The sequence below is a fragment of the Vibrio sp. MA40-2 genome, from assembly GCF_047302445.1.
Lineage (GTDB): Bacteria > Pseudomonadota > Gammaproteobacteria > Enterobacterales > Vibrionaceae > Vibrio.
Genome location: NZ_CP178628.1, coordinates 2,360,044 through 2,380,820, shown reverse-complemented (window position 1 = coordinate 2,380,820; position 20,777 = coordinate 2,360,044). Strand labels below are relative to the sequence as shown.

At 38.6% G+C, this 20,777-nt stretch carries 20 protein-coding genes and 1 pseudogene; 13 read left to right on the top strand and 8 right to left on the bottom strand.

Annotation, left to right across the window (positions count from 1 at the left end; translation table 11 throughout):
- Positions 1-3: 3 nt before the first annotated feature.
- Entirely contained in the window at positions 4-786 is a 783-nt protein-coding gene (locus ACLKML_RS18440; protein ID WP_413284429.1) for a glucosaminidase domain-containing protein, read from the bottom strand.
- Positions 779-1,627 carry a hypothetical protein gene (locus ACLKML_RS18435; protein ID WP_413284428.1) on the bottom strand — a complete coding sequence of 283 codons (849 nt, stop codon included), beginning with the start codon at positions 1,625-1,627 and terminating at the stop codon, positions 779-781. Before ACLKML_RS18435 ends, ACLKML_RS18440 begins: the two co-directional genes overlap by 8 nt.
- A 316-nt stretch (positions 1,628-1,943) precedes the next feature.
- Between ACLKML_RS18435 and potA the strand changes: the two genes are divergently transcribed.
- The 4 genes from potA to ACLKML_RS18415 all read left to right on the top strand — a co-directional run bounded on the left by potA (position 1,944) and on the right by ACLKML_RS18415 (position 5,863).
- Positions 1,944-3,059 (top strand): spermidine/putrescine ABC transporter ATP-binding protein PotA, encoded by a 1,116-nt coding sequence (gene potA, locus ACLKML_RS18430; protein ID WP_413284427.1) that lies wholly within the window; start codon positions 1,944-1,946, stop codon positions 3,057-3,059.
- A complete protein-coding gene (gene potB, locus ACLKML_RS18425) occupies positions 3,043-3,903 on the top strand; it encodes a spermidine/putrescine ABC transporter permease PotB (RefSeq protein ID WP_413284426.1) in 861 nt (286 codons plus the stop codon). The genes potA and potB overlap by 17 nt, the downstream gene beginning before the upstream one ends.
- Positions 3,900-4,697, top strand: a complete 798-nt coding sequence (gene potC / locus ACLKML_RS18420; protein WP_413284425.1) for a spermidine/putrescine ABC transporter permease PotC — start codon at positions 3,900-3,902, stop codon at positions 4,695-4,697. Before potB ends, potC begins: the two co-directional genes overlap by 4 nt.
- Positions 4,698-4,807: 110 nt before the next feature.
- The gene (locus ACLKML_RS18415) at positions 4,808-5,863 is read left to right on the top strand and encodes an extracellular solute-binding protein (protein WP_413284424.1); all 1,056 of its coding nucleotides are present in this window, start codon (positions 4,808-4,810) and stop codon (positions 5,861-5,863) included.
- Positions 5,864-6,012: 149 nt separating this feature from the next.
- Here ACLKML_RS18415 and cobB read toward each other — a convergent pair whose 3' ends face one another.
- Positions 6,013-6,735, bottom strand: coding sequence for a Sir2 family NAD+-dependent deacetylase (cobB, locus tag ACLKML_RS18410; RefSeq protein WP_413284423.1), 723 nt, complete (start codon positions 6,733-6,735; stop codon positions 6,013-6,015).
- A 350-nt stretch (positions 6,736-7,085) separates the two neighbouring features.
- Complete coding sequence (locus ACLKML_RS18405) at positions 7,086-8,306, bottom strand: ammonium transporter (protein ID WP_413284422.1); 1,221 nt, start codon at positions 8,304-8,306, stop codon at positions 7,086-7,088.
- A 480-nt stretch (positions 8,307-8,786) separates the two neighbouring features.
- Here ACLKML_RS18405 and mobA point away from each other — a divergent pair, with 480 nt between their 5' ends.
- The 3 genes and pseudogenes from mobA (at position 8,787) to ACLKML_RS18390 (ending at position 10,186) form a co-directional block, all read left to right on the top strand.
- Positions 8,787-9,416, top strand: coding sequence for a molybdenum cofactor guanylyltransferase MobA (gene mobA, locus ACLKML_RS18400; RefSeq protein ID WP_413284421.1), 630 nt, complete (start codon positions 8,787-8,789; stop codon positions 9,414-9,416).
- A pseudogene (mobB, locus tag ACLKML_RS18395) lies at positions 9,403-9,912 on the top strand (molybdopterin-guanine dinucleotide biosynthesis protein B); the annotation flags it as partial. The gene mobA and the pseudogene mobB, both read left to right, overlap by 14 nt.
- 13 nt (positions 9,913-9,925) lie before the next feature.
- The gene (locus ACLKML_RS18390) at positions 9,926-10,186 is read left to right on the top strand and encodes a DUF2960 family protein (RefSeq protein ID WP_413284420.1); all 261 of its coding nucleotides are present in this window, start codon (positions 9,926-9,928) and stop codon (positions 10,184-10,186) included.
- Positions 10,187-10,278: 92 nt separating this feature from the next.
- Here ACLKML_RS18390 and nagK read toward each other — a convergent pair whose 3' ends face one another.
- The gene (gene nagK / locus ACLKML_RS18385) at positions 10,279-11,193 is read right to left on the bottom strand and encodes an N-acetylglucosamine kinase (RefSeq protein ID WP_413284419.1); all 915 of its coding nucleotides are present in this window, start codon (positions 11,191-11,193) and stop codon (positions 10,279-10,281) included.
- 176 nt (positions 11,194-11,369) lie between these two features.
- Complete coding sequence (locus ACLKML_RS18380; RefSeq protein WP_413284418.1) at positions 11,370-12,125, bottom strand: tRNA-uridine aminocarboxypropyltransferase; 756 nt, start codon at positions 12,123-12,125, stop codon at positions 11,370-11,372.
- An 83-nt stretch (positions 12,126-12,208) separates the two neighbouring features.
- Here ACLKML_RS18380 and ACLKML_RS18375 point away from each other — a divergent pair, with 83 nt between their 5' ends.
- Positions 12,209-12,991, top strand: a complete 783-nt coding sequence (locus ACLKML_RS18375; RefSeq protein WP_317716688.1) for a sterol desaturase family protein — start codon at positions 12,209-12,211, stop codon at positions 12,989-12,991.
- Between the two features lie 122 nt (positions 12,992-13,113).
- Here ACLKML_RS18375 and ACLKML_RS18370 read toward each other — a convergent pair whose 3' ends face one another.
- Complete coding sequence (locus ACLKML_RS18370) at positions 13,114-14,145, bottom strand: succinylglutamate desuccinylase (RefSeq protein ID WP_413284417.1); 1,032 nt, start codon at positions 14,143-14,145, stop codon at positions 13,114-13,116.
- A 357-nt stretch (positions 14,146-14,502) separates the two neighbouring features.
- Positions 14,503-15,456 (bottom strand): lactate/malate family dehydrogenase, encoded by a 954-nt coding sequence (locus tag ACLKML_RS18365; protein ID WP_413284416.1) that lies wholly within the window; start codon positions 15,454-15,456, stop codon positions 14,503-14,505.
- Positions 15,457-15,725: 269 nt separating this feature from the next.
- On the opposite strand from ACLKML_RS18365, the gene ACLKML_RS18360 reads away from it, so the two are divergent.
- From ACLKML_RS18360 to ACLKML_RS18340, 5 genes are all read left to right on the top strand, one after another.
- On the top strand, positions 15,726-16,541 hold the full coding sequence (locus tag ACLKML_RS18360) for an NAD(P)H-binding protein (protein WP_413284415.1): 816 nt from the start codon (positions 15,726-15,728) through the stop codon (positions 16,539-16,541).
- Between the two features lie 89 nt (positions 16,542-16,630).
- Positions 16,631-18,055: an exodeoxyribonuclease I gene (sbcB, locus tag ACLKML_RS18355; RefSeq protein ID WP_413284414.1), complete on the top strand. Its 1,425-nt coding sequence runs from the start codon at positions 16,631-16,633 to the stop codon at positions 18,053-18,055.
- A 55-nt stretch (positions 18,056-18,110) separates the two neighbouring features.
- Positions 18,111-18,473: a CidA/LrgA family protein gene (locus ACLKML_RS18350; RefSeq protein ID WP_413284413.1), complete on the top strand. Its 363-nt coding sequence runs from the start codon at positions 18,111-18,113 to the stop codon at positions 18,471-18,473.
- Positions 18,473-19,162: an LrgB family protein gene (locus tag ACLKML_RS18345; RefSeq protein WP_413285929.1), complete on the top strand. Its 690-nt coding sequence runs from the start codon at positions 18,473-18,475 to the stop codon at positions 19,160-19,162. The genes ACLKML_RS18350 and ACLKML_RS18345 overlap by 1 nt, the downstream gene beginning before the upstream one ends.
- Before the next feature lie 173 nt (positions 19,163-19,335).
- Positions 19,336-20,700 (top strand): DEAD/DEAH box helicase, encoded by a 1,365-nt coding sequence (locus tag ACLKML_RS18340; protein WP_413284412.1) that lies wholly within the window; start codon positions 19,336-19,338, stop codon positions 20,698-20,700.
- Positions 20,701-20,777: the final 77 nt, after the last annotated feature.

The following is a 20,777-nucleotide window of genomic DNA, read 5'->3' as shown; positions in this document are numbered from 1 at the left end:
CCATTATTTCCAGTATTCAGCGTTAACACGAATCATTGATTGAAGGTCGTCAACATAATCTTGCCCTCGTTCCGAGTAACGTAATAACCCTTGAGTCAGTTTATTCGCAGTAGTCTGACTAAGTAAGTCTTCCCCTTGAGAATTAAGTTGGGCTCTAATTTTACGAAGGTCTGCATACGCAGAATTTCGATTTACATTCATAAAATAACCATGTACCGATTCCGTTACAGAAGCAAATTTAGCCACTTCATGCGTCGCACCTTCAACACGTTTCAACGGAACCAACCCACAATTTTGTTGGTAGCACCATTGACCAAAATAATTATTAGCTTCAATAGCAAATCGAGAAGTTCCCCAAGCCGATTCATTCGCCGCTTGTGTTAAGACTAACGCTTTTGGTAATACGTTAACTTTTAGAAGTATTTCCTCCAACCATTTCTGTGTCACGCCATTTTCAGGTAAAGGTGAATTATACTTATCTCCAATCTTACTGGCGTAATCTTTATCTGAACTATTAACCTTATCTGCTTGAAACGATTTTTCTATTGCAATGAGTTTTTCTCGTTCTTGTGCTACACGTTGATTTTCAGCTTCAACACTTGGCGTAAGATATTCAAAAAAGCGTGACTTCTTTTCATTCACATCGGTTATCGTAGCAAAATCCGGAGCATCACCTGACACAAGATCACTGTTCGAGTCTCTGTGTATTATTCCACTGGCAAATAAGACTAAGCCAACTATGGCCAAAGTCAGCAGCGCATACAAAAATTTAGAATAATTACGCATCAAAAACATCCGATCCTTTATCATTATTTTGTTTATTACTTTCACTATCTTGATCAGCTGTGTCACCGTTTTGGTCATTGCTATCGCCTGACTTAACAGAAATAACTTTAAGTGATATACCAAACATGTTGCGATAGATAATACCCTTAACGTGGAACATAAATGGTAGGGTTATAACCAAAAGAAAACCGTAAAAAACAGCAGACAAAAATAACAAAGCAGTAACGATAATATACAGACTAACTAGAGGGAATATTTTCTTGTTCACCGCACGAAATGAGAGCAGTAATGATTTCATAGGTGAAACGCGTTTTTCACAAATCAACAATGTGGCATTACTAAAAGCAATCGAGAAATACATAGATAACAGTGGAATTACCATCCCGGAAAATCCTTGTATTGCTAAACTAATTAAAGTCGCCGTTATCAACGGAATAGTAAAAGAAAGCCCTTTTAATATGTGGCTTGTTTTAGTTGTTAGACCCGCGACATGACTCATTGCCATCAGAGACACCCCTGCGAATATCGGGGCAGAGATCACTTCATAACTAAAATTAGCGATAAATATGGCAGAAACAATACTACTATCGAAGTTTTCTGGGTTTTGAAACATATCTAACATGACCGATAGATCGCTTATTTGCAGTTTCAACGCAACATAGAAAATCGCAATTTGGACCACTAATAGAATAATAATTGCTGGGAAAAAAGAGACAAAATTTTTCAGTGTGTGCTTCCATGCTTCTCTTAGGACATCAATCGTCTTTAGTTCATATTGGCCTGAAAGTGCGGTTTCAATTGAACCACCTAAAGTAAAATTCTTTTCAATTTTATTAGTCATTTTTGATTCCGAGCAAGTTTAGTCAAGAAGTTGCTCTTTGCTGATACATTAATAGTGGGCAGTATACTTAATTACATAACAATCTTAAAACACTAACTTGTTTTAGTTTATTTCCTGTCATTTTTATCTATGAAGTTACAACCTTATTTCTTAATCTGCGTTAATATTAGCATCCGCCACTCTCAAGGCTAAAATTGCCAATTTACTTTTGTTGTTATTAATTGTGTGAAAACTTGTTTGATTTATATTCGTTCACAGCTATTATTCGATCTTACCCTAATTATGTTTTTTTAGACTTTATGGAGCAGTAAAAACGTTGACTCAGAACACTTCCTCAGTAAATCCCGTGGTTCAATTATCGAACATTTCAAAAAGCTTTGACGGAAAAGAAATAATTAACCAGTTAAGTTTGGATGTAAATCATGGTGAATTTTTGACCATACTCGGCCCATCCGGTTGTGGGAAAACCACGGTGCTTCGTCTTATCGCTGGGTTTGAGCAAGCTGATACTGGCGACATACTGCTTGATAGTGACAACGTAACTGAGAAACCATCGGAAAACCGCCCTGTTAATACGGTATTCCAAAGCTATGCTCTATTTCCTCATATGAGCGTATATGAAAATGTCGCCTTTGGGTTACGGATGCAAAAAGTAACCAACGAGGAAATAGAACCTCGAGTTTTAGAAGCATTGCGGATGGTTCGCCTTGAAGAAATGGCTTATCGAAAGCCTCACCAGCTTTCTGGAGGACAACAACAACGTATTGCAATAGCGAGAGCTGTTGTCAATAAACCTAAGGTTTTGCTTTTAGACGAATCTTTATCTGCATTGGATTACAAATTGCGTAAACAAATGCAGATAGAGTTAAAACAACTACAACGCAAACTTGGCATTACTTTTATTTTTGTTACTCATGACCAAGAAGAAGCCTTATCAATGTCGGATCGCATTATCGTTATGCGAGATGGTGTTATCGAGCAAGACGGGACACCAAAAGAGATTTACGAGCAACCGACTAACCTTTTTGTGGCTCGGTTTATCGGTGAAATTAATGTATTTGAAGCTAAGCCTATTCGACGAATAGACCATAAGCGGGTACTAGCAGAATTTGAAGGAACCGAATCAATTATTTTTTATCCTGATGATTTTTATGAAGGTGAAAAGCTATTGGTATTGTTGCGGCCTGAAGATCTTCGCCTAGAAGAAATTAAAGAATCAGAAACCTGTGGCATAGTCGGACACGTCATAGAACGCACCTATAAAGGTATGACGTTAGATTCTCTGGTTGAGCTCCAGTCAGGTGAAAAAGTAATGGTGAGTGAATTTTTTAATGAAGATGATCCTGATGTTGATCATTCATTAGGACAAAAAGTTGTGGTGACTTGGGTTGAAAGCTGGGAGGTGGTGTTAAAACATGAACAGCAAATTTAACCTACAAAACATTATTATCGCTATAATCGTTGGTTGGTTAACATTGTTTGTTTTGTTACCAAACATCATGATTATTGGCACAAGTTTCCTTACTCGACATGAATCGAATCTTATCGAGATGACTTTTACTTTCGATAATTACGTTCGACTGTTTGACCCACTTTACGCCAAAGTACTCGCACACTCATTTTATATGGCAGGCATTGCGACTATTTTTTGCTTACTGATTGGCTATCCGTTTGCTTACATTGTGGCAAAAATGCCAACCAATTGGCGCCCAATAATGTTGTTTTTGATTATTGTCCCTTTCTGGACCAATTCTTTGATTAGAATCTACGGCTTGAAAATCGTTCTAGGGACTCAAGGTATTATTAACAAAGCACTACTCTTTTTGGATATCATCGATAAACCGCTTCGCATTATGTATTCCGAAACCGCGGTGATGATCGGATTAGTTTATGTTCTTCTACCGTTTATGATTTTGCCGCTCTACTCGGCAATAGAAAAAATGGACAATACCTATTTAGAAGCCGCAAGAGACCTAGGCGCAAACAAATTGCAGAGTTTTATTCGAATAACCTTACCGTTAACTTTGCCGGGGATCATTGCTGGATGCTTGCTGGTTTTATTGCCTGCGTTAGGCATGTTCTATGTTTCTGATTTACTTGGCGGTGCAAAAAACCTACTGGTAGGGAATGTAATAAAAAGTCAGGTACTCAATAGCCGAGACTGGCCCTTCGGTTCAGCAACAAGTATTGCATTAACTTTAGCGATGGCACTGATGCTTTATGTGTATTACCGTGCGGGAAAAATGCTCAACCGAAACGTGGAGTTACAGCAATGAAACGCATAGCTTCTTTTAGCTTTATGTCTTTAGTCTACCTATTTCTTTATTTGCCAATAATTGTACTGGTAGCCAACTCATTCAACGATAATAAGTTTGGTATGAAATGGGGTGGGCTCACATCAAAGTGGTATCAATCACTTTTCAACAATGACAGCTTAATGCAAGCGGCCGTGCACTCTATAAACATTGCTATTTTTTCCGCAACCGTTGCAACGATCATTGGTAGCTTAACTGCAGTTGCACTATTTCGATATCAGTTCCAAGGTAAAAAATTGGTTAATGGGATGCTTTTTGTGGTAATGATGTCGCCCGATATTGTTATGGCTATCGCCCTACTCGCGTTATTTTTAGTCATTGGCGTCCAATTAGGTTTTGCGACTTTATTAATTGCTCATGTGACATTCTGCTTGCCATTTGTAGTGGTGACCGTTTACAGCCGTTTAAATGACTTCGATGTCAAAATGTTAGAAGCAGCCAAAGACCTTGGTGCGAGTGAATGGATAATATTGAAAAAAATCATTCTTCCCCTCGCAAAACCGGCTGTAATTTCGGGTTGGCTATTGAGTTTTACTCTCTCGCTTGATGACGTTATCATCAGTTCGTTTGTTACTGGGCCGTCATACGAGATATTACCTCTAAAGATTTATTCCATGGTGAAAGTCGGTATTTCACCCGAAGTTAATGCTTTAGCTACCTTAATGTTAATAGTATCATTAGCTCTAATTATCGTCTCTCAATTTATATTGAGAGATAAGAAGATAGAGGTAAAAACGAAACATGATGAAAAATAAATTTAATTGCAAACCCGTTAGCTTGGTTTAAAATCTAATACACGTGAAATGTCTTTATACATGCGCGATCTACATTCGAGCATCAATCTATAAGTAAAGTTGGAAACACAATGAAAAACTGGTCAACAATTTTTTCAGGCACTTTAACCGCCGTTACACTCGCTGCTGCCGCGATATCAACTGGCGCTTCAGCCGCTGAAGATGAATTGTATTTTTATAATTGGTCGGAATATATACCAAATTCAATTCTTGAAGAGTTCACCAAAGAAACGGGCATCAAAGTACTTTATTCGACTTATGAATCGAATGAAACCATGTACGCAAAACTAAAGACCCAAGGTGAAGGCTACGATTTGGTTGTACCATCTACCTACTTTGTCTCAAAAATGCGCAAAGAAAATATGTTGTCTAAAATCGATAAAAGCAAATTATCTAATTTCAAAGGCATTGACACCAATTACCTGAATAAATCTTTTGATCCAAATAACGACTATTCTATTCCATATATTTGGGGCGCAACGGGTATTGGTATTAACACTGATATGATGGACTCAAATTCAATCACAAGCTGGAATGATTTCTGGGATCCTAAATGGGAAGGCCAACTCATGATGATGGATGATTCTAGAGAATTTTTTCACATCGCGTTGGTCAAGCTTGGCTACTCTCCTAACACCACAAACCCGAATGAGATTAAAGCCGCTTATAACGAGTTGAAAAAGCTAATGCCAAACGTTTTGGTGTTTAATTCTGATTATCCTGCTAACCCTTATTTAGCCGGTGAAACTGCGGTCGGTATGCTTTGGAATGGTTCGGCTTATAGTGCGAGACAAGAAGGCGCGAATATTGAGATCATATGGCCCGAAAAAGGCTCTATTTTTTGGATGGATAGCCTATCAATTCCATCTGGAGCAAAAAATATAGAAGCCGCACATAAGATGATCGACTTCTTATTACGCCCTGAAAACGCAGCCAAAATTGCTCTAGAAATTGGTTACCCTACTCCAGTTGAAGCGGCTTATCCTTTACTACCGCAAGAATTTGTTCAGGATAAAAATATTTTCCCACCACAAGAAATTATGGACTCGGGCTATTGGCAGGATGAAGTTGGTGAAGCAAGTGTGCTTTATGAAGAATACTTCCAAAAACTGAAAATAGAACAATAATTTTTGCTTGGTCCAGTACAAGTCGTCTCATACACTTGTACTGGTTCAGCTCAATCAATAGTATTGACACTAGTTAGTTGTTAACAGATAAGTTGAGAATATTTATCCGTTAACAATATTTAATCATTAAAATGTCTTGAAACCAAGGTTTAAGCAACCTGATGTTGTAACAATTCATCGACAAGTTTCACCACCTCAACACTCGCCTTACCAATTCTTTTTTCTGCGAATTCACTTTCTACAGCCGATGGTTCAAGGTTTATTTCAATGGTATGAGCACCATGCATTTTAGCATCATGAACAAAGCCCGCAGCCGGATATACAACACCTGAAGTCCCAATAGAAATAAACAAATCGGCTTCTTCTAACGCAGAATAGATATCACCCATGCGTAACGGCATCTCACCAAACCAAACAATATGTGGTCGCATTTGCACCGGAATTTGACAGCAATGGCATAAGTCGCCGGTGACAATATCGCCTTTCTGCTCCACGACTTGGCCCGATTCGGAACAACGCGCTTTAAGCAGCTCACCATGCATATGAATGATATTTTTTGTGCCGCCTCGCTCATGAAGGTTATCAATATTTTGAGTCACAACCGTCACTTTACCATTCAATTCTGCTTCTAGTTTACCCAGTGCAATGTGAGCAGGATTAGGCTTGATATCTTCATTTTGTAATTTCTTACGTCGTTCATTATAAAATGTCTGCACCAAATCTGGATTAGCATGAAAACCTTCTGGTGTGGCAACATCTTCTATTTTGTGATTTTCCCAAAGCCCATCTTGTGCTCTAAAAGTCTGGATGCCTGATTCCGCTGAAATACCAGCACCAGTTAATATAACGATATTCTTATATGGAAATAACATTTCAATTCCTTCTGCGGTACAACTTGTCTATTTAACCTAAACCGAGAACAACAAAACCTAGCACTCTCAATTTTTAAGTGTAGATATTTTTCAACAACGTTAAATACTCGAAGAGCAATACTGACTCGATTAGGTTATCCAGTATTGAGATTATGCAGTAAAGTCTAGCATTAAGGGAATACCACTGATAGTTAAAGGGTTATAGACTATGGTCGAAGGCAAATAAAATCCCGTAATAAACGAGATACAAATCGGTACAAAAAAACGGCACTTGTGCCGTTTTTAATCTTACTAATGACGTTTTTAGTCTACGCTGCATCATCAAATTTCATCATGACTCGCTAACAAACTTAATCTTCATTTACTGAACTAATTTTATGAATTGCTAAATCGGCACCTTTAAATTCATCTTCTTCTGATAAACGAAGTCCCAAGAATTGGTTTAAAATGCCATAGACAATACCAGCACCAATCAAAGCAACCGCAACGCCTAAGATTGAACCCAGAACTTGCACGGTAAAACTCACGCCACCTAAACCACCGAGTGCAGTTTGACCAAATATACCAGCAGCAATCCCCCCCCAAACACCACAAACACCGTGCAGAGGCCAAACACCTAAAACGTCATCGATCTTGGTCTTATTTTGTAAAAAGGTAAATAACCAAACAAACGAACCACCAGCGATGGCCCCTGTAACTAAAGCACCAATTGGATGCATTAAATCAGACCCAGCACAAACGGCTACCAAGCCTGCTAACGGACCATTATGGATAAAACCTGGGTCATTTTTACCAACAATTAACGCAACAATAATTCCGCCGACCATTGCCATCAATGAATTCATCGCGACTAAACCACTTATTCCATTCAGAGTCTGAGCCGACATAACGTTAAACCCAAACCAACCCACGGAAAGTATCCAAGCACCTAGAGCTAAAAACGGTATATTCGATGGAGCAAAGTTAGTATGTTTTCCGGCACGTACGCGCCCTTTACGCATACCTAAAAACATCACCGCCACTAATGCTATCCAGCCACCGACACCGTGAACAACCACAGAACCGGCAAAATCATGAAAACCAACACCAAAATTGTTTTCAAACCAAGATTGCACACCGTAGTTTCCATTCCAAATAATGCCTTCAAAAAATGGATACACAAAACCGACGGTGAAAAATGTAGCAAGTAAGATCGGATAAAAACGTGCACGCTCTGCAATACCGCCAGAAACAATCGCCGGAATAGCCGCAGCAAAGGTTAATAAGAAAAAAAACTTAACCAGTTCGTAACCATTACCCGCCGATAGGGTTGATGCACTGGAAAAGAAATTCGCGTCATACGCGACCCAGTAACCAATAAAAAAGTAAGCAAGACCTGAGACGCCAAAGTCAGCTAAAATCTTAACTAATGCATTCACCTGGTTCTTTTTACGCACCGTGCCAACTTCTAAAAAGGCAAAACCAGCATGCATAAGAAACACCATTATTGCGCCTAAAAGCAGAAACAAGGTGTCCGAGCTTTGAGTTAACATTTGAACTGCGCCATGAACTTCGCTAGTAGAAATACTCATTCTAAATACTACTCCGTTTGTACTTGCACTATATTCGTGCTTATTATTTGAGGGCGACCCAAAATAGGTCAACTTCTTTGTTAGTTACACCCTTAAGCAATATATACGCCAGTAAACACAGAAATTAGTTAAAATAGATATCTCACATAAGTAACTGTTATTAATGAAAACAAAAATATTATGATAGAAAAACTCGCACAATGATAAAACCATAAATGCATCAATATAGTGCGAACTGCACTACATTAAGGCTTAAAAGTCGTACTTAACGTGCCCTGAAATTATTATCACTCCATCCTTCAGAATCAATATCTGCGAGGTTTTATGTTATACTAAAGTTGTTTTTCTGTACGATGTTGCTAAACGAGAATCGATATAAACATTCTGTTCATCAAATAGATAAAACGTTTTAAAACCGATCATGCATCAACTAATACTTCATTAAGTAATAGATTAACCTTTTGGTATATAAATAATTAAATGGCAAAGAATAAATTAAGCTGGATAATCCTAGCTGGCGGACAAGCATCAAGAATGGGAGGAACCGATAAGGGTTTACTGCTGTTAAATGGGCAATCTTTGGTACAAACCATTTATAATAAATTGAAAAATCAAGTAAGCAGCATTGCAATTAACGCAAATCGAAATCAACTTGAATATAGCAAGATTGCTTGTGTTCACGGTGACACAATAACCGGCTTTCAAGGACCACTAGCAGGGATACATGCCTCATTATTGCGCAGTACAAGCCAATGGGTTGGCTTTACTCCTTGTGATGCACCAAATATACCAACTACTTTAGTATCTCGGCTAAGTGCAAGCCTAGACAATAATATTGATATCTACGTGGCTCATGATGGTACTTATCCGCAACCTGTTTTTAGTGTTTGGAATGGTAATATGTTGAACAAGTTAGAAAGGTTTCTTAATCAAGGAGATCGCAAAATGAAATTACTGTTCGAACAATGCAATGTTCGCTATGTCGATTTTTCTGATATTCCAGAAACCTTTGTTAATCTCAACACACCTGAACAACTGGAGACGTACAACACGATCCCTAGTTTCGCACATACGACAAAGATTGGTAATATTTCAGATGAACAAGCCTAACCTACCACTACTCGGCTTCGCTGCGTATAGCGGAACCGGTAAAACCACACTGTTAGAAGCGATTCTCCCTCTAATCAAAGAACGTGGTCTTCGTGTTGCTGTTCTTAAGCACGCACATCATGATTTTGACCTAGATACACCAGGAAAAGACAGCTATCGTTTAAGAAAAGCAGGAGCAGACCAAATGTTGGTAGCTTCAGCCAAACGTCATGTTCTTTTTACAGAAACACCAAAACAAGAAGCAAGCTTCGATTATCTGCTGAATATGTTTGACCATTCTAAGCTTGATTTGATCTTGGTAGAAGGCTGCAAATCTCTGGACTTCCCTAAAATTGAACTGCATCGTGAAGCACTGAATAAGCCTTGGTTATATACACAAGATCCAAACATTATCGCTATTGCATCCGATTCAGCTGTTGATAGCACACTCCCACAAATTGATATAAATGATATACACGCAGTAAGTTTGTTTGTTACTACGTATGTACATAATTTTCACAAGGCCTAAAATGACTAGAACCATTATATATATCTATAAAAAACAGCAAAAAACATTACCCTTTTCTTATGAAAAACATCGTACTATCCAAGAAGCCGTGGCTGAAGCGGAAGGATTAGACATTAGTGATTTTTTGAAAATGGAACAACAGGTTGAAGCGGTATCGTCAACAAAAGCCGTGCGCGATTATCGAGATAATTACTTTAAAAAATTAGGTTTTGATAAAATAACGCTAGCTCAAAAAACCAATCGTGGTGTTGGAGAGAAGTAACCATTCCTTACCGATATGAATAACCGATAAGCCTCAATGATATATTAAGGCTTATCTAGCTAAAAACTGAGTTAAAACTGATTCAATTTTCGTTATTTGATATTTAAAAATGCAGCGCCACGTACACCGCCAGAATCACCGTGTTTGGCTTTGATAATTTTAGGGCATGTTGCGACTGATAATAAATATTTTGGAATACGTTTCGGTAATTCTTGATAAAGCAGATCATAATTAGATAACCCTCCACCAAGCACCACCACATCTGGGTCAAGGCCCGTAAACAAATTGGCAAAACAAATCGCCACTAATTCCATAAAGCGCTCTACATGCTCAACCGCTTTTGCTTCACCATCTGCTTGAGCTTGAATAATATCAATCGCTTTTTTCTTTTCACCATAATAGTGAGCATAAAGAAGTTCGAATCCACGACCAGATAAGTAGTTATCTAAACACCCTTTTTTATCACAACCACAATCAAACAAAGGAGCCACGCCACTATCGCCCAAATGAAACCATGCATCAATAGGTAAACGCATATGCCCTACTTCGCCGGCTACATTATTGTGGCCAGAAAAAACTTTACCATCAAAAACAAATCCACCACCAAAACCTGTGCCTAATATTAATCCAGCAACCGATTTTTCGTTTTGCAGATCTTCATCCCATGCTTCAGAAAGCGCAAAACAGTTTGCATCGTTTTCTAACGCTACACTGCGACCAATCGCTTGCTGAAGATCGGCCCGTAACGTTTTTCCTTTAGCCGCTTGAATATTGACAGTTAACACCGTGCCGTCGTTGGCGTTTTCCATTCCAGGTAGGCCCAAGCCAACCGTTCCTTGTGTGTTAAATTGATGGTCATATTTCTTTACCATGTCGGCAATCGTGTCTATCAGCAATTGATAGTCATCAGAGGGTGTTTTTACACGCTCTGTCGCAACACGTTCCAATTTTTCATTAAACGCACCAAACTCAATTTTAGTGCCACCGACATCAAAGCCGTAATACATGTAGTTTCTCCCAAAAAATCCGCTTAAAAATACCAATAAAAAATACAAACTCACAAATAAAAGTCGATATTATCCATGAGTCAAGTTACGCATACCGTGATCTTGCCCTTATTTTGTTAGCTGAAATTAAATACGATACGGTTCTATTATTAAGGGCTTTTTAATCACGTGGTTATCTACAGACCTTTCAAGTAGTTTTTTAACGCTGGGCGAGTTAAATCTCTAAGCATACGGGTTTTGCTCAACAGATAGCTTTCACGAAATAATTCAAACCATGCTTGTAGTGTTTTAGCTGCTTCACGATCTCCTACTATCTCCATGACTAAACTGGCTACTTCAGCGGTTGAGAGGTGGTGTTCATTATCTGACTTTCTCATTACGTATTCTGACACTTTGTCGGGTAAAATAGATAGCACTGGTAATCCGCTTAAGTATGAAGATTTACGGAAGATTTTTTTTGCCTCACGCCAATTACTATCGATAAAAATAAATAACAAACGCTTATCTTTTGTTAAACAATCATCACTCGTTGTATTCAGAGTCAATTGCTCTAATTCTAAAGGACGAATAATACGTTCTGGGTCGGTAACGTATTGCTGTGGAAATACAATTACTGGGCAATAGGACGGAGAATCCAATAATTCAAGTAACGCATTGTCTGGCTCCGTTCTATGCCACTGAAATACATGAGTATCTTTAATTACATCGGCGATTAAACGACCGGTATTACTTGGTTTTAATACTTCACTTGGTGACATTAAAATGAGGGCAGAAAGTGAGCTATCCATATCAGGTTGATAATCACAGATACAATATTGTTGTTCTATTTGACAATATTGACAGCGTACAACTTTACAACCGCGTGCGTTAAATTGCTTAGTCGATATTGATAATCTGTACTGTATCAATTTATGAACAGAATGAATTCGCATGTTTTTTTAAACTAATTAGTAGTAGCAAGTTGGCGCAATTGTACTTACAGTATCGGTAATTACAAATACATTAGGTTTTACTTATGCAAGATTCTTCGCTTATTCGTTTGTCATTTTTTATTGGGTTTTTCTGTTTATTTGCCCTTTGGGAATATCTCTACCCTAGAAAAAAATTATCCCAAAACAAACTGATAAGATGGTTAAGCAATCTTGGTTTAATCTTTACCAATAGCTTTTTGCTCGCGGTCATCATGCCAATTTTAGCTTTTCAAGCGGCTTTAATTGCTGATAAAGAGAGCTGGGGATTGTTCAATTTAATTGAAATACCAAACTGGATGGCAATAGTTGTGTGCGTTGTTCTATTTGATATGGCAATTTATCTGCAACATTTGCTATTTCACCGGCTACCTATTTTATGGCGCTTGCATCGTGTCCATCATACCGATCAAGATATTGATGTGACTACCGCCTCTCGTTTTCACCCAATCGAAATCATTCTTTCTGTATGGATAAAAATTGCATGCGTAATGCTACTCGGTGCTCCAGCAATAGCGGTGGTCATTTTTGAAATCGTATTAAATGTCAGCGCCATGTTTAATCACAGCAATGCAAAACTGCCGTTAGCAATAGATAAAATTTTGAGGAAAGTTATCGTTACACCTGATATGCATAGAGTACATCACTCCATTGTGGTCAAAGAAACCCATTCAAATTTTGGTTTCTTTCTCTCCATATGGGATCGTATTTTTAACACTTATATCAGCCAACCAACGGGTGGCCATGAAAACTGTTTAATTGGGGTGCCTGAGTTTAGACAGAGCAGAGAACAGTATTTGGATAAGATGCTGACTCAACCTTTTCGTTAAACAAGCCTTTAGTCTATAGACTCAGTATTTGAAAGGCTAAAATGGCTGTTTATAAACTATTGATTTATAAACAGCCATTTATGAATTAAAGGTTCGGTTAGCATATGAATAGCATGTTGGAATCAATCATAAACTAATTGGTCATCTTGGTACCTAGTTTCAACGGGCGTTACCATCAGAGCCGCTCGTTGACCCAACGCTACCCTTTTGTTTGGGAATACCACGGCTTCTTGGTCAACTTTAGCAAAAAGTAACTTATCTCCGTCATGACCTAAAACTTGTCCATGCTCAAATTGAGTAAAGTTTTCTACATCATCACTAAAGGTAAAGTCAAAATCTTCTGTATGTCGTTTGATACACTGTGTTACGCGGTAAGTAATCACTGGAGACGGTGCAAAACCATCTAAATTGTTAGCCAATAATCCATACAAAGCTTGGCTAAATTCACTAATTAGTCCAAGATCATTGTGACCAAATCGTGCCACTTTACCTAGTTCTACTGTTAGCGTTTGTGCTGAGAATTTATCGGCACTGTACCAACTCAATGTACTAGCGGGAGAATTTGACAACAGCACCGCTTCTATTTGAGCTTTTTGAAGGAACTCAATTAACTCACGGCTACGATTATTTGCTTTAGCTACTTTAGGACTTACCGCAAAAGTATAGTGTTTTGAACCACGGATAGCACAATGCAAATCCAAGTGCCAACGTTGGTTTTCTGCTGTATCTTGAAAGAATTCCGTTATCGACTGTTTAATGTCTGTGGCTATTTTAGTTTCAACGCTACTATCATGCTCTTTGTGGTCAAATAAGCGGTTTAAATTCTCTTGTATAAAACGAGTATGTTGAATAGCCGCTTCTAGATGGCCAAGTAAGAAAAGACAGCGATGTTGTACGACCAATTTTTGATTTAAAATGTCGTCAACAAGTTGATCAAGCAGCTCCATCGGCGCAGTTTCATCACCATGAATACCCGCAGATAGAACAATCGCTTTGCTATCTTCATACATTTGGCAAGGAATAACTTCAACAACACCTCTTTTTAACACGCGGATCGTAACACCATCAGGGAGCTGGATCTGTTTCGGTAACATTTTATTTTCTATGTCTAAACTGTCGTTTAAGAAAGATTGACGAAACAGCGACTGTGCCATGTGTAACTCCTCACTACATCAGGTCTTGTATAAACCAACGAGTCATAATTAGTGTAACAAAATTCAAAGTAAGCCTTAGTAACATCTCAACTCTACATACATTACTATCCGCTATCTTAAGTATCCGCTATCTTATTTCAAGCGTCACTTTATTAGACATAAGAGAGTAACTTTCTAGACTTATTGAATCAATCTCTAATAAAGAAAATTCACCTAATCGAGGGATTTCTATCCGACTTCAGTGATCCAATCGGCTTTTTTACTTATCGTGAACTTATAATTTGGGCCTATATTCAAAAAGCTTGTTCGCAATAAACAAGCTTAATATTGAATGTAATTGGCTTTCTTTAAACTAGATTAGCGCATTAAACCGGTTTTTGTAGCAACATCGGCAATCAGTGTTTTCAGCTGAGAAGCAATATAGTCTAACCGTTGTTTTTCATGTTTTTCAAATGGGTGAATAAGAATTTTTTCTGCGCCTTTGCTAGAAACAATCGTTGGTAAGCTCACAACAACATCATTTAAACCATATTGGCCTTGAATTAGCGTCCCTACTGGTAAAACCGACTTTTCATCGATTAATATCGCTTGAACGATCCTAAAGACACTTGCCGCGATACCGTGTGTAGTATTTTGTTTTTTAGTGAAAATTTCGTAACCTGCTTGACGAACTTGGTCGAGTAGTTCATCGGCATCTATTTTCTCTATTCCATTCATTTCACAGTAGTAATCGGCAGATTGACCCGCAATACTGATCAAACTTTTGGGTGTAAAACAGTTGCTACCATGCTCACCGAGTACGTAGCCAAACACATTTTTTGGATCAATTTCCGCCTTTTTAGCCACAATAGTCATTAATCTAGCCGTATCAATCAAACAACCAGCACTGATAATCTGTGACGCGTTATAACTGGTATTCGCTGCAATGAAATAAGTGACAATGTCACAAGGATTAGTCACCACAATCAAAATGGCATCTGGTGCAACTTTTTCTATCTTCTTGGCGATATCAACACAAATTTTACTGTTGATTTCGGCTAAATCTAACCGACTCTGACCAGCCTTTATCTGTGCTCCTGCGGTAATCACTACAATATCGGCACCTTGCAACATGGCATAATCGTCACCTGCTTGAAGGCGAGTATTTTTGCTAAAAGTTAATGCATTGGTGTGACTAAAATCTAGAATCTCGCCTTCAGCTCGTTCTTTATTGAGATCTAAAAGGCACAACTCACTCACACTACCAAGTGTTAACATGTAATTACAGATCCCGACACCGACTGAACCCGCACCAATAACTCCAATTTTCATATTTTCTCTCCATGAAAATAATAACAAACTAAACAAACAATACCCCAAATATATTGACCAAATCAATCAATATAACTACTTAACCAGCTATTTAGCAGAATGTTCTGCTACATGTATTTTTGATTTACTATATTTAGTGAAGTAGTATCATTTGTAATCTGTATTACAAACTTATCTCTTAGTCGAAAGGCTATCTAATCTGGCTTTAGATACAATTGACTAATAGTTAGATTACGTTATTGTTCTATTTTACTATCTACCGGAAAGATATGGATACTTTTGTAGCTAAACCAAATACCAACGAACATTTTGCCGATACGCATTTAAACGATAAAAAAGCGGCCAATAACGTCAATGCTATTATTGCAGGCGCAACAGGGTTAATTGGTTCAGAACTGGTCAAACAATTGTTAGTTTCGAATGACATAAGTTCTGTCAGTGCTTTGGTGAGGCGTCCAGTCCCGATTCAGCATCAAAAATTGATTCAAATCCAAGACTCTAACTTAGCCGTCACTCATTGGCATGAAACAACTCCCAAACCAGATGTGGGCTTTATTTGCTTAGGGACAACTAAAAAACAAGCAGGCAGTAAGCAAGCTTTAGCCGCGGTAGATGTGGACTTAGTAACCCAAGTAGCTCAAACAATGCAATCGCTTGGCGTCAAAAAAATTGCGGTTGTGTCTAGCTTCGGTGCGGATATCAGCTCTCCTTTTCATTATCTAAAATGCAAAGGTAACATGGAGCAAAACCTAGTGCGGATGAATTTTTCTCAAGTGGTTTTTGTTAGACCAGGTCCATTATTGGGTAAAAGAAATCAAGTACGAAAAGATGAACTGATTGTACAAACCGTACTTAGAGTGTTACGGCCATTACTTATTGGCCCTTTAGCCAGTTTTAAGCCCATTGCTGCTAAACACGTTGCTCAAGCGATGATATTGGCATTATCACCGTTCGTATCGGACGACGGAAATTCTTGTGCATTAAACAATCATGGCTCAAATCGCCATGAGTCAAATAATCAGTCATTAAACCAAAGTTGCCACTTAGATAGCTATGAGATGCTGAAACTAGTCGATAAAGCGTAAATTAAATTCATCTACTGAGTGGTAAATACCTTATAATACTCATCGATGAGCCCTTCCGTGGCGGCTAACTTAGGAATGAAAGACCTATTATGAATACAAGCGAACAACCGACATTTTTTTGGTTTGATTATGAAACGTGGGGAACCGACCCAGCCAAAGACCGACCAAGCCAATTTGCAGGTGTTCGAACGGATATGGACTTTAATATTATCGGCGAACCTCTCGTTATATATTGCCAACCGCCTTGTGATTATCTTCCTTCGCCTGAAGCAGCTCTCATCACAGGTATTACGCCACAAAAGGCAATAAAGGATGGCTTACCTGAACCGGAATTTATTAAGTTAATACACCAAGCTCTCTCTACACCCAACACAACGAGTTTAGGTTACAATAGCATTCGATTTGACGATGAAGTTACCCGTTATACCTTATACCGAAATTTTCATGACCCTTACGCATGGAGTTGGAAAAATGGCAACTCTCGTTGGGATCTGCTCGATGTAATGCGCACCTGTTACGCCCTTCGCCCAGAAGGAATCAATTGGCCAATTGATTCAGAAGGTAAGCCTACATTCAGGTTAGAGAAGCTATCCCAAGCCAATGGTATTGAACATGAAAATGCGCATGATGCAATGGCCGATGTTATTGCAACCATTGAATTAGCGAAAAAGTTGAAAGCAGCGCAGCCGAAACTGTTTAATTACTTATTTAACATGCGGCATAAAAGAAAATTAAATGAACTTATTGATATTGTAAATCTTACTCCGCTAGTTCATGTATCGGGTATGTTTGGCGTCAGTTGTTCAAATATAAGTTGGATTGTCCCAATGGCATGGCACCCTAAAAATCAAAACGCCGTTATAACCATCAATCTTGCTATGGACCCAACGCCTCTTTTAGAATTAACAAGTGACGAAATTCGCCAGCGTATGTACACAAAGCGTGATGCGCTATTACCTGATCAATTACCAATTCCACTAAAATTAGTGCATTTAAATAAGTGCCCTATTCTTGCACCTGCTAAAACATTAACCTCAGATAACGCCGAGCGTATCGGTATCAATAGAGAACAGTGTCTACAGAATCTATCCTTGATAAAAAATCATCCTGAGATTCGAGAAAAGCTGGTCGAACTATATTCTGTTGAAAGAGAGTATCCAGATAACCAAGACGTCGATAGCCAACTTTACTCCGGTTTTTTCACCCCAGCCGATCGAACGGCGATGGACATTATCCTTGAAACAAAACCAGAAAATCTCGCCGCTTTGGATATTCAATTTGGTGACAAACGAATTGCTCCTTTGTTGTTCAATTATCAAGCAAGAAACTACCCCGAAACCTTAGACGAACAACAACAACAACGTTGGGCTAGCAGTTGCAGAGACTACTTTGAGGCATCACTGCCCAATTACATTTTAAATTTAGAAAACCTTGCTCATGAACATGAGAACGATGAGAAAAAAATGCGCATTTTAAAGTCTGTTTACAATTATGTAGAACAATTGGTTTCCTAACATCGTAAAACGACTAGTTTCTTAACATCCTAAATAATTAGAGTCTTATTAAACAATGATACAAACGGTACTGAAATACATTTTTTCCCTTACGATGATTTTAATTGCGTTATCGCTAGGAAATATAATTCAACACTGGTTAGATATCTCTATCCCAGGCAGCATTATTGGTATGATATTGCTTTTTTTAGCCATGATGAGTGGCGTGATTTCTTCAGAATGGATAAAACCAACAGCTAATGTATTTATCCGTTATATGGTCATATTGTTTATTCCAATCAGTGTTGGTTTAATCGACCATTATGAAATGCTTGCTAACAACGCTTTTCCAATTTTAGTTAGCGTGGTGGGAGGAACTTTAGTCATGATAGTATTCCTCGCTTTGGTTTTAAAAAAGATGTTAAAGGAAGATTCATGATTTGGGCATGGGTTACGATAGCCACATTTTTCATTGCTAGAGCCGTAGCAACAAAACTCAATAATCCACTAGCTAATCCATTGGTAATTAGTTTAATGATTATAATTCCAATCTTATTGTTATTGGATATCCCTTATGTTGAGTACCAACAAGACAACGATATTTTTGTCTATTTACTCCAACCGGCAGTGGTCGCACTTGCTTACCCTCTTTATGAACAGTTTCCCTCCATTAAAAAAAACTGGAAAATTATCTTTCTTGCTTGCGGAGTTGGCAGTGCTTTATCTATGCTCAGTTCTGCAACCATTGCGGTTTTACTTGGAACGGATATGTCATTGGTCGCCAGTATTATGGGTAAATCAGTCACCACTCCGATTGCCATGGAAATATCGAGCCACCTAGGAGGAGAACCTGCCATAGCGGCTATTTTGGTTCTTATTGTCGGTGCATTTGGTGCGATATTCGCTTATCCAATTTATCAAATATTAAACGTAACTCATCCTATTGCTAGAGGACTAACCATGGGCACCGTATCTCATGCGCTAGGAACCGCAACCTGCATCGAAAAAGATCCCAAGGATGGCGCATTTAGCTCACTGGCATTAGTACTATGCGGCGTTATCACCTCCATTCTTGCTCCGGTAATCTACAGTTACATACAATGGTTGAACGTGTTGGTGAATGGTTAAATACTAAATCAACAACAGAACATAAACGGGGCTTGTGTTCAGTGGCTAAATAGCTCAGAATGCGCGCTCACGTTGCTAATATCCACACGTGTGGCTTTTATCCACCTATGTAGCATATATTCATGCCTCTACTGCCATCTAATTTGCCATTATTAATCGAGAATCAACATATTATGAGTTTTAACTCTTTAGGTTTATCTGCACCTATTCTTAAATCAATTGAAGAACAAGGTTACGACACACCATCCCCGATCCAACAACAAGCTATTCCTGCAGTATTAGATGGGCGAGACGTCATGGCTGCCGCTCAAACAGGTACAGGAAAAACCGCCGGTTTTACCTTGCCAATTTTGCAAAAACTAAGTGGCGATACAAAAGTAAAAAGTAACCATATTCGAACCCTGATCTTAACGCCTACCAGAGAACTTGCGGCACAAGTACAACAAAGTGTTGAAACCTACAGTAAATATTTACCATTAACTTCTATGGTTGTGTTTGGTGGAGTAAAGATCAATCCTCAAATGCAAAAACTTCGCAAAGGTAGTGATGTTCTAGTTGCAACACCGGGGCGACTCATTGACCTTTATAATCAAAATGCGGTTAAGTTTTCTCAAGTAGAAGTCCTGGTTCTAGACGAAGCAGATAGAATGCTAGATATGGGTTTTTTAAGAGACATTAAAAAGATTCTGGCTTTGCTACCCAATAAACGCCAAAATTTACTGTTCTCGGCTACTTTTTCACCAGAGATACGCACGTTAGCCAAAGGATTAGTCAACGATCCGTTAGAGATTTCAGTCAACCAAGAAAACTCAACCGCAACAACAGTAGAACAACTTGTGTATCCAGCGGAAAAATCTAGAAAATCAGCATTACTAGTCAAGCTGATCAAAGACAATGATTGGCAACAAGTGCTCATTTTTAGCCGAACAAAACACGGGGCTAATCGTCTATCTACTTATCTCGATAAACAAGGGATTAAATCTGCGCCTATCCACGGAAATAAAAGCCAAGGGGCTCGGACTAAAGCGTTGGCCGGTTTCAAATCAGGCGAAGTACGAGCTCTGGTTGCGACGGATATTGCAGCTCGTGGCATTGATATTCCACAACTTCCGCAAGTGGTCAATTTTGATTTACCAAATGTCGCCGAAGATTACGTACACCGCATCGGTCGTACTGGTCGAGCTGGAGAAGCTGGTAAAGCCATTTCACTTGTTGCAAATGACGAAATTACCGACCTATTTGGTATCGAAAGATTGATACAAAAAATCATTCCAAGAGTTGAAGTGCAAGGTTTTACGCCCAATGTTCCATTAGCGGAATCAAACCTTAATAAGCGTCCAATTAAAGCTAAAAAAACCAAAAAGCCCAAAACAAACCATAGTGATGGACAGCGCTCTACAGATATGGCTCGTGGCCATAAACCTGCCAGTAAAAATAAGCGTCATTTTTCAGTTAACGGTTCAGACAAAAACCCGAACAACACCAATAATCAAACATCATCAAAACGCAGAAGACCGACTAAATCATCGTCTCAATAAACCAAATCATCGTCTCAATAAACAAATAGAGTTAACGCATTGGCGTTAGCTCTATGATTGACTGCGGCATAGCGTGC

Bases quoted from the DNA above. Each gene is read 5' to 3' on its own strand.
- ACLKML_RS18440 (WP_413284429.1), bottom strand. From the start codon at position 786: ATGCGTAATTATTCTAAATTTTTGTATGCGCTGCTGACTTTGGCCATA.
- ACLKML_RS18435 (WP_413284428.1), bottom strand. From the start codon at position 1,627: ATGACTAATAAAATTGAAAAGAATTTTACTTTAGGTGGTTCAATTGAA.
- potB (WP_413284426.1), top strand. From the start codon at position 3,043: ATGAACAGCAAATTTAACCTACAAAACATTATTATCGCTATAATCGTT.
- potC (WP_413284425.1), top strand. From the start codon at position 3,900: ATGAAACGCATAGCTTCTTTTAGCTTTATGTCTTTAGTCTACCTATTT.
- ACLKML_RS18415 (WP_413284424.1), top strand. From the start codon at position 4,808: ATGAAAAACTGGTCAACAATTTTTTCAGGCACTTTAACCGCCGTTACA.
- cobB (WP_413284423.1), bottom strand. From the start codon at position 6,735: ATGTTATTTCCATATAAGAATATCGTTATATTAACTGGTGCTGGTATT.
- ACLKML_RS18405 (WP_413284422.1), bottom strand. From the start codon at position 8,306: ATGAGTATTTCTACTAGCGAAGTTCATGGCGCAGTTCAAATGTTAACT.
- mobA (WP_413284421.1), top strand. From the start codon at position 8,787: ATGGCAAAGAATAAATTAAGCTGGATAATCCTAGCTGGCGGACAAGCA.
- ACLKML_RS18390 (WP_413284420.1), top strand. From the start codon at position 9,926: ATGACTAGAACCATTATATATATCTATAAAAAACAGCAAAAAACATTA.
- nagK (WP_413284419.1), bottom strand. From the start codon at position 11,193: ATGTATTACGGCTTTGATGTCGGTGGCACTAAAATTGAGTTTGGTGCG.
- ACLKML_RS18380 (WP_413284418.1), bottom strand. From the start codon at position 12,125: ATGCGAATTCATTCTGTTCATAAATTGATACAGTACAGATTATCAATA.
- ACLKML_RS18375 (WP_317716688.1), top strand. From the start codon at position 12,209: ATGCAAGATTCTTCGCTTATTCGTTTGTCATTTTTTATTGGGTTTTTC.
- ACLKML_RS18370 (WP_413284417.1), bottom strand. From the start codon at position 14,145: ATGGCACAGTCGCTGTTTCGTCAATCTTTCTTAAACGACAGTTTAGAC.
- ACLKML_RS18365 (WP_413284416.1), bottom strand. From the start codon at position 15,456: ATGAAAATTGGAGTTATTGGTGCGGGTTCAGTCGGTGTCGGGATCTGT.
- ACLKML_RS18360 (WP_413284415.1), top strand. From the start codon at position 15,726: ATGGATACTTTTGTAGCTAAACCAAATACCAACGAACATTTTGCCGAT.
- sbcB (WP_413284414.1), top strand. From the start codon at position 16,631: ATGAATACAAGCGAACAACCGACATTTTTTTGGTTTGATTATGAAACG.
- ACLKML_RS18350 (WP_413284413.1), top strand. From the start codon at position 18,111: ATGATACAAACGGTACTGAAATACATTTTTTCCCTTACGATGATTTTA.
- ACLKML_RS18340 (WP_413284412.1), top strand. From the start codon at position 19,336: ATGAGTTTTAACTCTTTAGGTTTATCTGCACCTATTCTTAAATCAATT.